A 13,328-nucleotide genomic window follows, 5' to 3' on the forward strand; every position below is an offset into this window, starting at 1 on the left:
GCTGCGCACGCGCATCGAAGCCGCGCTCGCTCACAACGCCATCTCGATGATGGTGAAGTCGTCCTCGAGCACGCCGGGCCCGTGCGCCTCCCGCGCGAACGCCAGCAGTCTGTCGAGCTCGCATTGCCCGTCGGGCACGGCCTGCGCGAGTGCGCCGGTGAAGTCCGAAAACGCCAGCATGGAGCCGTCGGGCCTTGTGATCTCGTAGGTGCCGTCGCTGAACACGAACAGCCGCGCGGGCGAGCGCAGGATGCACTGTTCGTCAACATAGCGCGCCGCCGGCGACAAGCCGACGCACGGGCCGCTTGCCTTCAGCGCTTGGCATTCCCCGGGCGCATCGCGCGTGCCGCTCACCAGCATCGCCGGCGGGTGGCCGGCCGACGCGTAGCGCAGCCGCCCTGAGCCGCGGTGGTAGACGCCGTACCAGACGGTGCAGAACAGCTCGTTGTGGCGCTCCATCTGGTAGGCCAGGTTGAGCGCGGCGAGCACCTCCGCGGGCCGGCGGAAGTTGGTTCGTGGCAGGGCTTCGGAGCGCAGCGTATCGGCCACCGCCACCGAGAGCAGTGCGGCGCCCACGCCGTGGCCGCAGACGTCGATCAGGTAGAGAGCGAAGTGATTCCCGTCGATCCAGTGGTAGCCGAACGAGTCGCCGCCCAGCTCGGTCGAGGGCACGAAGCGCCAGTCGACCGTCATCGGCTCCGACAGCGGTGCCGGCAGGATGGAGAGGACATAGCGCTCGGCCTCGCGCAATTCCTGCTGCAGCCGGTCGTGGGTGCGCTGCAGCGCTTCCTGCGATGCAGCGAGCTCGCGATGGGCCCGCGTGAGCTCCTGGTTGGCGGCCTCGAGCTGCTCGATCAGCCTGGCTTCACGCTGGCTGAGCAGGGTCATGTCGTAGGCCTTCTGCTGGACCCGCTGCGCCTCTTCGTGTTCGGTCGTCACATCGAGCAGGACGATCCAGACCGTGGCGTCGTCGGCAAAGAAATGCACGTCGGCCACTCGCCCGCTGGGCATTTCCATGGAGCGAAGGAGGAAGGGGTTCTCCGCCAGCGGCAGCAGGCCCTCGAGGAAGGGGACCTGGTCGCAGGCGGAATCGCCGGGCCGGATGCCGGCCAGGCCGTAGTGCGCCAGCTCGCCGCCGGCATGCACCAGTTTCTGCGCCTCATCGACGGCCAGGTGCGCCAGCACGCGCTGCCCATGGACCAGCACCATGAGCGAATCGGAAATGCGTTCCGGCAGGTCCAGCATGGCGCGGGACAATGGGCAGGCCCTAGCGCGCCAGAAGCGCCGCGAGGTCCGAGAAGCTCGCCTCGACCCCGTCGCCGGTCTTGGCACTGGTGCGGCGGAAGGTCCACCCGGCCGCCTGCAGCGTCTCGATGCGTCGCGGCGGAAGTGCCCAGTCCTCGACGAGGTCCGCCTTGTTGAGCAGCGCGAGAAAGGGAATGCGGCCGACCTCCGCGTCGACGCGCGACTGGATCGAGGCGGCCGTCTCCAGGGTTTCGGGCCGCGTGCCGTCCACCACCAGCAGGTAGCCGGCCGCGCCGCGCAGGTAGCTCAGGCGCACCGCGGCCATGTCGTCCTCGCCGGCGATGTCCCAGAGGATCAGCGCGAGTGGTTCGGTGCCGAGGGTCATCACCTTCTTGTCGATCTTCACGCCGACCGTGGTGAGATAGGCGTCGGAGAAGATGGTGTCCACGTAGCGGCGCACCAGGCTGGTCTTTCCGACGCCGAATGCACCGAGCAGGCAGATCTTTTTTTGCAGCATGGGCAAAGGTCCGGTTTCAGTCGCTGGTGCCGACGACGAACGACACGCGCCGGTTGATCGACAACTCGTCGGCGCTCGCGCCGGGACGAAGCGGCTCCAGCGGGCCGGCGCCTCGAACGGAAAGCAGGTTGGGGTCGATGCCGCGGGCCCGCAGCATCGAGCGCACGACCTCGGCGCGCCCCAGGCTGAGGGCCAGGTTGGCGGTGTCCTTGCCGGTGGCATCGGCGTGGCCGACGATCGTCACGCGCACCGAGAAGCCGAGGCCGCGTGCCACGCGCACCAGCTCGCGAAGTTCCGTGGCCACGGTGTCGAGCTCGATGCCCTGCTCGGCCGTGGGGCGCGGTGCGTTGTTCTCGAAGGGGATGACATGGGCCTGGAGCGCGTCGCGCAGCCGGATGTAGTTCGGGTCCTGCACGTCCTTGAGCGCGCTCAGGTCCACCGGCGGCGCGCCCGCGGGCAGGCTCTGCACGTAGGCGCGCGCCTTGTCCATCCAGTGCTGCGGAGCGCTGCCGTCGGCGCGGATGCCGTCCGCGTCCTGCGACAGGCTGACGGTCGGAGGCGGATTCAGGGTCGCCTGCAGGCGCTTGAGCATGATGGCCGGATGCAGCGCCTGGTACGGCTCCCAGCGTCCGACGATGAGCCCCGGGTCCAGCTTCGCGGGCTCCAGCAGAGCTTCCGGGCGCGTGGCCAGCGGGTCGCGCAGCCCCGACACCCACCACTTGCCGTCGTGGCGATCGGCGCCCATCACGACGATGCCGGGTTGGTCGCGCAGCGCCGCGACGTAGTCGTCCACGCGCTGGCTCTCGATCACCCGCTGCCCGATCCACCCACCGAGTGCCAGCAGGAGCGCCACCGGCACGGCCCACAAGAACGGCGACAGCTTTCTCTTCGACTCCGCCGACTGGGACCACAGGGTGGGCCGAAGCCGCTGCTGTGCGCTCTCTTCGAACGGTGCGGTATCGCCGTCGAATTCATCGAGCGCGCTGCGCCATTCCTCGTGGATGGCGGCCAGCGTCTCGCCAAGGCATTCGCGCAGTGCTGGCGGCGGGTTGCCGTGGATCACCGCGGCAAGGAAGGCGGACGGGCCTTCCTCGCACCACAGCAGCAGGTCGCCCAGGCGCAGGCTGTCGATGCTGCGGCCCTTGGCGCCGCCCTCGGCGGATTCGTCGAAGGAGTCGCGCACGAAGTCCTGGATGGCCGACAGCATGGCCGAGACGAGTTGCGGGTCGCGCGTGGTCGCGTCTTCCGCCGCCTCGTGCGCCAGCAGCAGGCCGGTCTTGCGGTGCACCAGGAACAGGTGCTCGACGCGGAACACGGCGGTATGCCTGAGCACCACATCCGCAAAGGCGCTGCCGCTGCGCCAGGCTTCGAGGCGCCATTTGAGGCCGCGCCACGAGAGGCTGTGCTTGAGCGCCTGGTTGAGGGACTGCAGCTTGCCTTCCAGGGTCTCGGCGATCGCCTTGCGGATGGCCGGCCCCATCACGGGGTACAGGATGTCGACCATGGTTTCGGGATTCTTCCGGATCGACGCCTGCGTGGCCCGTTCCACAGTGGGCGCGAGCACCTGCCCCAGGCGCGCGTCCTGCGCGGCCAGCTCGAAGGCGGCGGGCAGCACCGCGCCTACCGCATCGGCGAACTCCTTCGGATCGTCGAACTTGCGCTGCAGCCGCGCCAGCGCGACCTGCTCGCGTTCCAGCAGCATGTCGCGCATCGCCTCCAGCCGCGGATCGATGGCGGGTCGGGGCGGCAGCGTCGCCACCACGGTCGGGTCGACGCAGCGCGCCAGCTCGAGCAACAGCCCAGCCAGCCGCTGATTCGGACTTTCCTCGGACGCATCGCCGGGCCCAAGGGTCGCGGCGAGCGGCAGGCGCGCCGTCACGCGGCCTCCGCGCAATTCACAGCGGCCTTCGGCTCAGCGGCCGTGCGGCTCAAACCCGCTCGCCGTTGCCACCCTTCGGGGTCGTGTCCTGGTTCAGGCATTTGGCGATCTCGACGAACAGCCCCGCGAGCAGGTTGCGGTCGGTCTTGACGTTGCTGAGCTCGGAGAACATGCGCTCGATGGTGGCGCGGGTGTCGTCCTGGCGCTTGCGCATGTCGTCGCGCAGTGCCTGGACCTCGTGGCCGAGGCTCTCGGTGAACTCGCGCCCCTGGCGCGCGAGCTGGTCCGACAGCTGGGCGAGGCGCTTTTCGAGGGTCTGCGTCTGCTCCCGCAGGTTGCGCTCCAGCTCCTTGTCGGCATCGGTGCGCAGGTCCTTCTCTTCACGGAACTGCCCGGCAACGGATTCGAGCTGCTTCTTGATCGTCCCCTCGAGGTTGGTCAGGCTGCGGGACGACTCGGCCTCCAGGTCGCGCATGCGGTGCTGGAAGCGGTCTTCGAGGACCGAGAAGCGCTTGTCGTAGTCCTGCATCTGGTTGCCGAACAGCAGCTCGCGCATCTTGTCGACGCCCGAGGCGGCCTCGCCCTGTCCGTTGGACTGGGTGGCCAGGGCCGCCTGCGCGGCCAGGGCGGTCTGCGCATCGATGGTGGGGAGGGATTTCGTTGCGGTTGCCATGGTGGTGTTTCCTCGTGGTGGTTGCTTTGAAGAAGAATGGCGCCGTGGGGACGGCGCGCGCGGGAGGGTGAATGTCGGGCCGCTTCGTTCAGGGCGGCGCCGTTGGCCGGAAGAGGAGCGTCAGGCGATTGCGGCCGTCTTCGCGGCGGTAGTGCATGCCATCGGAAAAATGGCGAACGATGGGAATGCCCCAGCCGCCGACCTGGGCGTCCTCGAGGCTGCCCGCGCGCGCCGGGTCCGGCGCCTGCAACGGATCGAAGGGGCGCCCTTCGTCCTCGACCTCCAGGGCCACGTCCTCGCCTCGCCACCCCAGTCGCAGGGAGATGCTGCAATGCGCAGCCTCGTCGCCGCTGCCGTGGGTCATGATGTTGGTCAGCGCTTCGGTCGAGCACAGGTCGAGTTGCTGCGCAACCCGGCTCGGAAGCCGCTGGCGCTGCGCCCAGTCCTGCACCCAGGCGCTCACGCGCGGGAGCTCGCGCAGCTCGGAACCGACGATCAGGGAGGCCAGGGGCTCCCTGTCGCTGCGGGACATCAGGGCCTCACTCGGCGCCCGCCTTCAGCGCGCTGAAGGCGGTGTCGACGTCGGGGTAGAGCGGGATGATCGTGTCGACCCCCGCAACCTTGAGCACATCCGCCACCAATGGCGGCGGGCCCGCCAGGGCCATCTCGCCGCCGCGCTGCTTCTGGGCTCTCGCATTGGTGATCAGGGCTCGAATGCCGATGGACGCGAGGAACGACACCTCGGACATGTCGACCACCGCGAAGAGCTTCCGGGTCGCGACCAGCGCGGAGAAGCGAATGTCGATTTCCTGCGTGCCGGCGCTGTCCAGGCGGCCGATGAGGCTGATCTTCTCGATGCCCTCAGCCAGTTGCTCCGTCCTTAGCTCCATGCCACCTCCGTAATGGATGTATCGATGAGCGCTGAACCGGCAGTTGTCCTCCCCCCTGGAGCGCTCCACTTGCGGAGTTCTCTGGACCGGAGAACGGAGTGGTAGGCGTCCCATGATCAACAAGCAGGAACTTTTGTAGGATACGCGCAAAGGTTGACAGCGTCGATAGTTATCGGTGGCAAGCACAAGCACAAGCCGATGCCTTGACTTGCTGCGTCAGGGACGCTGCACATCGGCCGGACGTCCCTCGCGATCGCGCCAGGCCTGCGGCGTCAAGCCATGTTGTCGCGCGAAGGCACGCTGCAGCGCGTCCACCGAGCGGAAGCCGCTGCGGCTCGCGATCCGCTCCTGCGGCCAGCGCGTGCGCCGCAGCAGCTGCGCGGCAGCTGCAACGCGGGTCTGCTCGACGAAGCGCGCCGGCGTGCAGCCGGTCTCGGCCACGAAAGCACGCGCGAAATGCCGCGGACTCATCTGCACGCGAGCGGCCAATGCCTCGACCGACAGCGCCTCCTGCGGATGCGTGCCGATCCACGCCAGCAGCTCGCGCAGGCGATGGCTGGCGGCGGACTGGGCCTGCAGCGTCGGGCTGAGCTGCGACTCGCCGGCGCCGCGCAGCAGGGGCAGCGCCAGCGTGCGGGCGATTTCCATCGCCACCGCGTGACCCAGGTCGTCCTCGACCAGCGCGAGTGCGAGCTCGATGCCGGTGGTGACCCCGGCCGAGGTCCACACCGGCCCGTCGTGCACGTAGATGCGCTCGCGCCGCACGCGCACCTGCGGGCGCAGCGCCTGCAGCTGGTCGCAGGCGCGCCAGTGCGTGGTGGCCTCGCGGCCGTCGAGCAGGCCGGCCGTGGCGAGCGCGAAGGCGCCGCTGCACACGCTGGCAATGCGGCGGACCCGTGGCGCAATCTCCGCGAGCCAGTCAGAGATGCGCTGCTCGACGATCGCCGCGCGCACGCCCGGCTCGTCCCCGCCGGCCACGATCAACGTATCGATTGCGTCGGGCAGTTGCCGAAGGGACCGCGTACCGGCAAAGCTCAGGCCTCCGTTCGTCGCCACGGTGCCGCCGGGCGGCGAGGCGATGTGCAGCCGGTAGTTGCCGGGCCGCATCTGCTCGGCCTTGGTGAACACGCTGGCCGGGCCCGCGACGTCGATCGCTTCGACGCCATCGAACACGACCAGCACGATGTCGCTGGCAGAAAGCGCGGCTTCTTCGTCCTTGTGAGGCTGGGCAGGCATACGTAGGCTAGGACATCGCAGTTGCCAAAAGGAAAAGGGCGGCCATGTGGAAGCGGATACGTGCGTTGATCGGGACAAGTATTGCAGCCTTGGGCCTGGCGGGCTGCGGGGCCGGCGGGCCGCAGCTGCCTGCGCAGGATGACGCCGCCACGATCGGGCGCGACAAGCAAGTCTTCGTCGAGGCCTTGAAGCCGCGCGCCGAGGGCCGGCCGGTGGTCGCCGTGCTCGCCCTGAACGAAGGCACCGAGATGACCGACCTCCTGCTGCCCTACGCGGTGCTCCAGCGCGCCGGCGTGGCCGAGGTGCGGATCGTGGCGCCGCGTGCCGGCCGCGTGAGCCTGTACCCCGCCCTGATGGAGGTTGACGGCGCACAGGACATGGCGAGCTTCGACCGCATGCATCCCTCGGGCGCCGACTACGTCATCGTGCCCGCAATGCGCACCGACGACGATCCCGCGGTGACGGGCTGGCTGCAGCGGCAGGCGCGGCAGGGGGCGCGCATGGTCGGCGTGTGCTCCGGCGCGCGGGTGCTGGGGCGGGCGGGCCTGCTCGATGGCCGGCGCTTCGCGGGCCACTGGTATGACCGCAGCACGCTGCTGCGGCGCCACCCTGGCGCCACCTACGTGCCGAACCGGCGCTACGTGGTCGATCGCGGCATTGCCACTACCACCGGGATCACCGCGTCGGTGCCGACGATGCTCGCGCTGGTGGAGGCGATCGGCGGGCGGCAGCGGGCCCAGGCCCTCGCTTCCGAGCTCGGCGTCGCCGGCTGGGAGCCGGCGCACGACAGCGCGCCCTTCAAGCTCGACGCAGGCCGGGCCTGGACGTACGTGGTCGACAAGGCGGCGTTCTGGCGCGACGAGCGCTGGCGCGTCGAGGTGCAGGAGGGTAGTGACGACATCGCCCTGGCGCTGGCCGCGGACGCCTGGACGCGCACCGGCCGCGTGAGCGTGGCGGCGTCGGCATCGGGGCCGGTGCGGCTGAAAAGCGGCTTGCTGCTCGCCGCGCAGCCTGTGGACGGCGGCGCTCCGCGCGTGCCGCTTTCGCCGGCGCTCAGGCCGGTGCAGCAGCTGGACCTCACGCTGTGCGAGATTGCCGAGCGCTATGGCCCCGCGCGGCGCGACCGGGTCATGCAGGAGATGGAGTACCCGCGCCCCGGGAACGCCTGCGAACGCGCAGCGTCGGCGCGCTCGTGAAACCTGCTTCGGCGAAAAACAGCCAGCACCGCTCGCATCGCATTGGCGGTCTTTCCGGGCACGATCGCGCGTCGAAGCGCCGTTCCACGGAAGCTGCCACGCGTTCTCAGCGTGCCGGCCCGCGTATCGACAAGTCGCGTCGCACGATCTCCTGCACCAGCGCGCGGAACTGCCGGTCCATGGTGCTGCGCACCGCAATCCGGCTGACGAAGGGCGGCACCTGGAAGCCGGGCACCAGCCGGCCCGAGTAGCTCAAGCGCACCTCGTTGCCGGGCAGGCTTTCGATCGCGTAGCGTCCCTCCATCGACTGGAGATTGCCCCCGACGGCGTGCGCCACGATGCCCCCTGGCGGCGACTCGCTCACCGCCAGCCGCACTTCGACGGGCTGCCGGAAAAACAGGAAGCCGAACTCGCCGGTCTGCTCGACCAGCACCCGATCGCCGTCGCGGCGGATCACGCGCGAGCTGCGCATGTCCGGAATGAAGTCGGCCAGGCGGTCGTAGTCGGAGATCACGTCCCACACGGTGCGCGGGTCGACCTGCATGTCGGCCGAGGCGATCACGGTGATGAGCTCGCCGCGGCCGGCGGTCTCGACACTGATCCGGTTTACGCTCGCCGCCGGCGCGCCGTGCAGCGCGCTGGCGAGCAGCAGGAGCAGCAGGAGGAAGAGGGCGGCGCCTCGCCGTCTCACTGCATCGACCATGGGCTCGCCACATCCCGCGTACTGGTTCGGCGGGCCTGGAGGCTGAAGCGCAAGCTCAGGCGATCCTGCACCTGGATCGCCCCGCCCAGGACCGAGAAAGGCACGATGCCGAACTCGGACTGGTCGAATTCCAGGGTGCCGGCGACGTTCAGCTCGCCGTTGCCGATGGACACGCGCGCCGGCAGATCGAAGCGGCGGGTCGTCCCGTGCAGTGTGATCTCGATGCCGAGCCGCGCGTCGGGCGTTGTCGGTGCCGAGCCGCTCACCCGGATCAACGCGAAAGGGAAGCGCTGCACCTCGAGCACCTTGTCGAGCATGTTGGCGCGCGTCGCTGCGATGTCGGCGTCGCTCGGCTGCGTGTCCAGCCCCGCCTGTGCGCGCAGCGCCGGCGAGTCGACCGAGAGCTCGCTGAGCGGCAGGTACAAGTCGGCGCGGCCTTCGCCGGGTGCGATCAGGCCCTGCACGTGGCGGCTGGCGACCACATGGTCGTGCCCGAGCCGCGCCAGCGAACCGCCGCGGCGCACGGTGATGACGGCGACTGAACGCGCTGGGTCGATGCGATACACCGGCTCGCCCCGCGACAGCGCCTGCTCGTAGGAAGCGCGCGGAAATCCGGTCGGCGCCACGCCGGCCGCGGCCCCTTCCCCGGGCGTCGCCGCGCGCCGCAGCGGCGCACAGGCTGCGAGCGGCGCGGCCAGCAGCACCAGGAGCAGGAGAGGTCGCCTCGGCATGGCCCTGCTTCAGGACGCCTTGCGCAGGCGTACGCGGAACTTGATCGTCACGTCCGGGCCGATGACTTCGGTCGCTGCCCACTCGCCGGTGCCGATGCCGAAGGGCAGCCGCTTGACGATGAACTCGCCCTGCATGCTCGCCGTGTCCGCCGCACCGTTCCAGGTGAAGGGCACCTGGACGGGCTGCTGCACGCCTTTCAACCTCAGCGTGCCGAGCGCGAGATAGCCGTTGCCCTGCGCGCGGCGGATCTCGGTCGCGCGGAACTCGGCCTGCGGATGGCGCGCGGCGTCGAACCACTCCGGGCCGGCGATGGCCTGGTTGATGTCCGTGTTTGCCATGTCCGCACTCGCGATGCCGATCCGCACCTCGAGGCGGCCGTCGGCAGGGCGCTCGGGGTCGAAGTCGAGCCGTAGCTCGAAGTCCTTGAAGACGCCTGGGGCCGGTGTCTTCTCGAAGGTCGCAGCGAAATCGAGCCGGCTCGCGGCCGGGTCCATCTTCCATTCCGCGGCGAAGGCGGATGGCAGTGCTGCGCAGGCGAGTACCAGGGCAGCAGGAGCCACGCGCGCCAAGCGGGCGACCCAAGTCCCCTTGCCCCCGGCTGTGGTGCGCGCTGGTCGGAGAGCGGCAGGGCGGCTCACTGGAGTACCTCCGCCTTTGGCTGCGGTGCTATTCGCCTTCGGAGCGGCCGTGCGGCTCATGAGGGCCGCCTTCTGGCCGGCAGCATCCGCATCATCACTTCGTCGTGCTGTATGAAGTGGTGCCGCAGCGCCGCGCCGATGTGCACGACCAGCAGGGCGGCCAGGGCGATGCCGAGCGAGAGATGAACGACTTCCGCGAGTTCGGATGCCGCCTTGTCGGCCGCCGCGATCGCCGGCAGTGGCCATTGCCGGAAGATGCGGAACGGCATGCCCGAGGTGGACTGGATCAGCCATCCGCTGAGCGGCAGCGCGAGCATCAGCCCATACAGCAGCGCATGGCTGGCGCGCGCTGCGGTGCGTTCCCAGGGCGGCATGTGCGGGGGCAGGGTCGGCGCCGCCGGGCTGGCGAGTCGCCACGCCAGCCGCAGCAGCCCCAGCGCGAGCACCAGCACCCCGATCGACTTGTGCCAGACGAAGAGATCGAGCTTGGCTGGCGAGAGCCGCCACGAGACCGCCAGCCAGCCCAGCGTGAACTGCACGAAGATGAGCAACGCCAGCAGCCAGTGGAAGAACTTGACGCCGCCATTCCATGCGGCGGGCGCCGGACTTGCTTGCGGGCGGGCATGGACGGGTGTGGGTTTCGGCCGCATCCTGCGCTTGTACCGGCAGTGCCCGTTGCGTACAAGGGGCCTGCAAGCGCGCCTTCAGTCCGGCCGTGCGCCCGTCTGCCGCGCTGGCCAGAGACGCACCGCCAATGCCGCGCCGGCCGAAGCGGTCGCCAGCGCCGTGACGCCCATCCAGCCCCACCCGGCCAGCAGCAGGCTGCCCAGCGCCGCGCCGACAGCCATGCCGACGAACATGCCGATGAAAAGCACGGCATTGAGCCTGCTGCGCGCGGCAGGTTCGATGCCGTAGATCAAGGTCTGGTGCGCGATCAGCGTCGCCTGGACGCCGAGGTCGAAGCCGATCGCGCAAAGCACCAGCAGGCCGAGGCGGACCTGCGGCTGCAGCAGCGGCGACAACGCCATCGCACCGAAGGAAATGACGACCAGTCCTGCGCCGAGCCGGGTGACCCATTCCGGCCCCCGGCGGTCCGCGATGCGCCCCGCCAGCGGCGCGGCGAACGCCCCGGCGGCGCCGGCCAGGCCGAAGGCGCCGGCGGCGGCAGCGCCGAGATGAAAGGGCGCGGCGTGCAGCATGACGGCCAACGTCGACCAGAAGGCGCTGAAGCCGATCGCCAGCAGCCCCTGGGCCAGTGCCGCGCGGCGCAGAGCCGGATGACGCTGCCACAGCGTGGCCAGCGAGCCCAAAAGCGCGCGGTAGGCCAACTGCGTCGTGGGCTGGAAGCGCGGCAACCGCTGCCAGGCCGCAAGTCCGATCAGCGCGATGCTCGCCGCTGCGGCGAGAAACACCGCGCGCCAGCCGAAGTGCTCCGCGACAAAGCCGCTCGCCACCCGCGACAGCAGCATGCCCAGCAACAGCCCTGTCATGACCGTGCCGACGGCGCGGCCGCGGTGCGCTTCGGGCGCCAGCGTGGCGGCGGCGGGCACGACATCCTGTGCCAGTGTCGCGGAGAGTCCGATGACCAGGCTGAGGACCAGCAGCACGCCGATGGAGGGCGCCATGCCTGCCAGCAGCAGCGCCGTGCCCAGCACACCGGCCTTGACGAGGATGATGCGGCGCCGGTCATAGCGGTCGCCCAGCGGGGCCAGCAGCCCGATGCCGAGCGCGTAGCCGAGCTGCGTGAGCGTGGGAACCAGGCCGATGGCACGGTCGGAGGCACCGATCTGCGCGCCCAGCACGCCGAGCATGGGCTGGCTGTAATAGAGCGACGCGACCGCCAGGCCAGCCGTCGCGGCCAGCAGCAGCAAAAGCGATCCAGGCAGCGTTTGTGCCTCGGCCGGGCGCCCCGGCGCCGACACGGCGCCTGCTGGGGCATGCGAACAATGAATACTAGACATAGAGCAAACCCTCGGAATTGCGTTGACGTGGAGTTTGAGGGCTGAGCGTCATTGGTGGTAGACGACAGGGCGGAACAACTGATATACGTCGGTCGCATGAACCAACACCTCGTCCCCGCAGGCAGCACCGATCGCATTGCGCTGATGCAGACCTTCGTCCGCATCGTGGAGGCCGGCAGCCTGTCCGCCGCCGCGGCACAGCTGGGCGCGACCCAGCCCACCGTAAGCCGGCGCCTCCAGGCGCTGGAGTGCTCCCTTGGCGTGCGTCTGCTGCGGCGCTCGACGCATGCGATGAAGCTCACCGAGGATGGCGAGCGCTGCTTCGAACGCGCCAAGGAACTGCTCGCGACCTGGGAGGCCTTCGAGGCCGAGCTGCGCGGCACCGGCGACGAGCCCGAGGGCAGCCTGCGCGTGATCGCGCCGCATGCCTTCGGCCAGCAGCAGCTGGTCGAGCCGCTGGCGCGCTTCCTGCGGCGCCACCCCCGCGTCACCGTCGAATGGCTGCTGCACGACGAGATGCAGGACTTCGTGGCCCATGGCGTCGATTGCGCGATCCAGGTCGGCGCGGTCCGCGACCCTTCGGTGGTGGCGGTCAAGCTGGCGGAGGTGCCGCGCATCGCAATCGCTGCGCCTTCGGTGATCGAAGGCCGGCCGCTGCCCGCCCATCCCTCCGAACTGGCAAGCCTGCCCTGGCTCGCGCTGCGCACTTACTACCGCAACGAGGTGACCCTCACGCACGTGGCGAGCGGCGAAGCCTTGCGTTTCGCGATCCGTCCGCGCCTGAGCACCGACAGCCTGCTGGCCATGCGCAACGCCGCGCTCGCGGGGCTGGGGGCGTGCGTGGTCTCGGCCTGGTTGCCGATCGACGATCTCGCCCAGGGGCGCCTGGTCCATCTGGCGCCCGAGTGGCGCGCGGCGCCCCTGCCGGTCTACCTCGTTTACCCCCAGGCACGCTTCCAGCCGGCCCGGCTGCGCCGCTTCATCGAGGCGATGCGAGAGGCCATGCCCGCGATCTTCGGGATGGACGTGCCCGCGCCGGCCGGCAAGGAGGCGCGTTCGGAGGCACGTCTGCGCCGGCCGCTATAGCCGAATCGGGGCATTCCGACAAGACCACTTTTGAAGGAGGCGCTGCGCCGTGCTGCGCGCCACACTCCCGCCCCGAGGACCCCCGCAGCGATGACGAAGAAGATCCAGCTCAATGACGAACAGTGGCGGACGCTCGAGGCGTTGCGCGAGGCCCTCTCGAAGCGGCGTCCCACTCACAGCATCAAGGTCTCGACTCGGCTGCGTTCCAACGGCCTGGTCACCACCGACCGCGAGGGGACCTCCGTGCTGACCGACCAGGGGCTCAGGCGGTTGAACCAGGGGCGCTGAAGGCCGGGGCTGATTGAACAGCACGGTTCGTCAGCGTGGACCTCGGCAAGCGGAAGCAGTCGGCGGTCGACCAGGCGCCAGTTGGCCGCGCCAGGGGCTGAAAAGGCCTGATTTCTCGCTTTTTGTCGCGCAGACCTGACTGCGCCGCAGCGCGTTTCTAGCATTCGACGGTCGCCGACTTCCGGGTTTCACCGGCCGCGGTCTGAACTTCCGGCCTCTGTGCGCGAGAAGAGGGCCACTGCTCAGGCGGCATGCCCGCCACGCGCGCCCCGCGCGTCCCTGAA

Annotated in this window: 15 protein-coding genes; 3 read left to right on the top strand and 12 right to left on the bottom strand. The window is 69.9% G+C overall.

Annotation, left to right across the window (positions count from 1 at the left end; all coding sequences use genetic code 11):
- Window positions 1–30 precede the first annotated feature (30 nt).
- From E5CHR_RS06050 to E5CHR_RS06080, 7 genes are all read right to left on the bottom strand, one after another.
- Window positions 31–1,257: a PP2C family protein-serine/threonine phosphatase gene (locus tag E5CHR_RS06050; protein ID WP_162578851.1), complete on the bottom strand. Its 1,227-nt coding sequence runs from the start codon at window positions 1,255–1,257 to the stop codon at window positions 31–33.
- A gap of 10 nt (window positions 1,258–1,267) precedes the next feature.
- Window positions 1,268–1,762: a Rab family GTPase gene (locus E5CHR_RS06055; protein WP_162578852.1), complete on the bottom strand. Its 495-nt coding sequence runs from the start codon at window positions 1,760–1,762 to the stop codon at window positions 1,268–1,270.
- A gap of 16 nt (window positions 1,763–1,778) precedes the next feature.
- Window positions 1,779–3,641, bottom strand: a complete 1,863-nt coding sequence (locus E5CHR_RS06060) for an OmpA family protein (protein WP_162578853.1) — start codon at window positions 3,639–3,641, stop codon at window positions 1,779–1,781.
- Between the two features lie 49 nt (window positions 3,642–3,690).
- On the bottom strand, window positions 3,691–4,314 hold the full coding sequence (locus E5CHR_RS06065; RefSeq protein WP_197893841.1) for a hypothetical protein: 624 nt from the start codon (window positions 4,312–4,314) through the stop codon (window positions 3,691–3,693).
- 88 nt (window positions 4,315–4,402) lie between these two features.
- Window positions 4,403–4,846 carry an ATP-binding protein gene (locus tag E5CHR_RS06070; RefSeq protein WP_162578854.1) on the bottom strand — a complete coding sequence of 148 codons (444 nt, stop codon included), beginning with the start codon at window positions 4,844–4,846 and terminating at the stop codon, window positions 4,403–4,405.
- Between the two features lie 7 nt (window positions 4,847–4,853).
- A complete protein-coding gene (locus tag E5CHR_RS06075; protein ID WP_162578855.1) occupies window positions 4,854–5,204 on the bottom strand; it encodes an STAS domain-containing protein in 351 nt (116 codons plus the stop codon).
- Between the two features lie 216 nt (window positions 5,205–5,420).
- Window positions 5,421–6,440 (bottom strand): GlxA family transcriptional regulator, encoded by a 1,020-nt coding sequence (locus E5CHR_RS06080; RefSeq protein WP_162578856.1) that lies wholly within the window; start codon window positions 6,438–6,440, stop codon window positions 5,421–5,423.
- A 44-nt stretch (window positions 6,441–6,484) separates the two neighbouring features.
- Here E5CHR_RS06080 and E5CHR_RS06085 point away from each other — a divergent pair, with 44 nt between their 5' ends.
- Window positions 6,485–7,636: a DJ-1/PfpI family protein gene (locus tag E5CHR_RS06085; RefSeq protein ID WP_162578857.1), complete on the top strand. Its 1,152-nt coding sequence runs from the start codon at window positions 6,485–6,487 to the stop codon at window positions 7,634–7,636.
- 106 nt (window positions 7,637–7,742) lie between these two features.
- On the opposite strand, the gene E5CHR_RS06090 is transcribed toward E5CHR_RS06085, so the two are convergent.
- The 5 genes from E5CHR_RS06090 to E5CHR_RS06110 are packed head-to-tail and all read right to left on the bottom strand — an operon-like array spanning window position 7,743 to window position 11,670.
- Entirely contained in the window at window positions 7,743–8,339 is a 597-nt protein-coding gene (locus tag E5CHR_RS06090; protein ID WP_162578858.1) for an SRPBCC family protein, read from the bottom strand.
- Window positions 8,324–9,070: a YceI family protein gene (locus E5CHR_RS06095; RefSeq protein WP_162578859.1), complete on the bottom strand. Its 747-nt coding sequence runs from the start codon at window positions 9,068–9,070 to the stop codon at window positions 8,324–8,326. The genes E5CHR_RS06090 and E5CHR_RS06095 overlap by 16 nt, the downstream gene beginning before the upstream one ends.
- A 9-nt stretch (window positions 9,071–9,079) precedes the next feature.
- On the bottom strand, window positions 9,080–9,769 hold the full coding sequence (locus tag E5CHR_RS06100) for a YceI family protein (protein ID WP_232061978.1): 690 nt from the start codon (window positions 9,767–9,769) through the stop codon (window positions 9,080–9,082).
- Window positions 9,766–10,359, bottom strand: a complete 594-nt coding sequence (locus E5CHR_RS06105) for a cytochrome b (RefSeq protein ID WP_162578860.1) — start codon at window positions 10,357–10,359, stop codon at window positions 9,766–9,768. Before E5CHR_RS06105 ends, E5CHR_RS06100 begins: the two co-directional genes overlap by 4 nt.
- A 54-nt stretch (window positions 10,360–10,413) precedes the next feature.
- Window positions 10,414–11,670, bottom strand: coding sequence for an MFS transporter (locus E5CHR_RS06110; RefSeq protein WP_162578861.1), 1,257 nt, complete (start codon window positions 11,668–11,670; stop codon window positions 10,414–10,416).
- A gap of 96 nt (window positions 11,671–11,766) precedes the next feature.
- Here E5CHR_RS06110 and E5CHR_RS06115 point away from each other — a divergent pair, with 96 nt between their 5' ends.
- A complete protein-coding gene (locus E5CHR_RS06115; RefSeq protein ID WP_162578862.1) occupies window positions 11,767–12,756 on the top strand; it encodes a LysR family transcriptional regulator in 990 nt (329 codons plus the stop codon).
- A 90-nt stretch (window positions 12,757–12,846) separates the two neighbouring features.
- Complete coding sequence (locus E5CHR_RS06120) at window positions 12,847–13,044, top strand: hypothetical protein (protein ID WP_162578863.1); 198 nt, start codon at window positions 12,847–12,849, stop codon at window positions 13,042–13,044.
- Window positions 13,045–13,328 lie beyond the last annotated feature (284 nt).

Origin of the sequence: Variovorax sp. PBS-H4, assembly GCF_901827205.1 — a bacterium.
Classification (GTDB): domain Bacteria; phylum Pseudomonadota; class Gammaproteobacteria; order Burkholderiales; family Burkholderiaceae_C; genus Variovorax.

Bases quoted from the DNA above. Each gene is read 5' to 3' on its own strand.
- E5CHR_RS06110 (WP_162578861.1), bottom strand. From the start codon at position 11,670: ATGTCTAGTATTCATTGTTCGCATGCCCCAGCAGGCGCCGTGTCGGCG.
- E5CHR_RS06080 (WP_162578856.1), bottom strand. From the start codon at position 6,440: ATGCCTGCCCAGCCTCACAAGGACGAAGAAGCCGCGCTTTCTGCCAGC.
- E5CHR_RS06070 (WP_162578854.1), bottom strand. From the start codon at position 4,846: ATGTCCCGCAGCGACAGGGAGCCCCTGGCCTCCCTGATCGTCGGTTCC.
- E5CHR_RS06120 (WP_162578863.1), top strand. From the start codon at position 12,847: ATGACGAAGAAGATCCAGCTCAATGACGAACAGTGGCGGACGCTCGAG.
- E5CHR_RS06075 (WP_162578855.1), bottom strand. From the start codon at position 5,204: ATGGAGCTAAGGACGGAGCAACTGGCTGAGGGCATCGAGAAGATCAGC.
- E5CHR_RS06105 (WP_162578860.1), bottom strand. From the start codon at position 10,359: ATGCGGCCGAAACCCACACCCGTCCATGCCCGCCCGCAAGCAAGTCCG.
- E5CHR_RS06090 (WP_162578858.1), bottom strand. From the start codon at position 8,339: ATGGTCGATGCAGTGAGACGGCGAGGCGCCGCCCTCTTCCTCCTGCTG.
- E5CHR_RS06095 (WP_162578859.1), bottom strand. From the start codon at position 9,070: ATGCCGAGGCGACCTCTCCTGCTCCTGGTGCTGCTGGCCGCGCCGCTC.
- E5CHR_RS06055 (WP_162578852.1), bottom strand. From the start codon at position 1,762: ATGCTGCAAAAAAAGATCTGCCTGCTCGGTGCATTCGGCGTCGGAAAG.
- E5CHR_RS06085 (WP_162578857.1), top strand. From the start codon at position 6,485: ATGTGGAAGCGGATACGTGCGTTGATCGGGACAAGTATTGCAGCCTTG.
- E5CHR_RS06100 (WP_232061978.1), bottom strand. From the start codon at position 9,769: ATGAGCCGCACGGCCGCTCCGAAGGCGAATAGCACCGCAGCCAAAGGC.
- E5CHR_RS06115 (WP_162578862.1), top strand. From the start codon at position 11,767: ATGAACCAACACCTCGTCCCCGCAGGCAGCACCGATCGCATTGCGCTG.
- E5CHR_RS06065 (WP_197893841.1), bottom strand. From the start codon at position 4,314: ATGGCAACCGCAACGAAATCCCTCCCCACCATCGATGCGCAGACCGCC.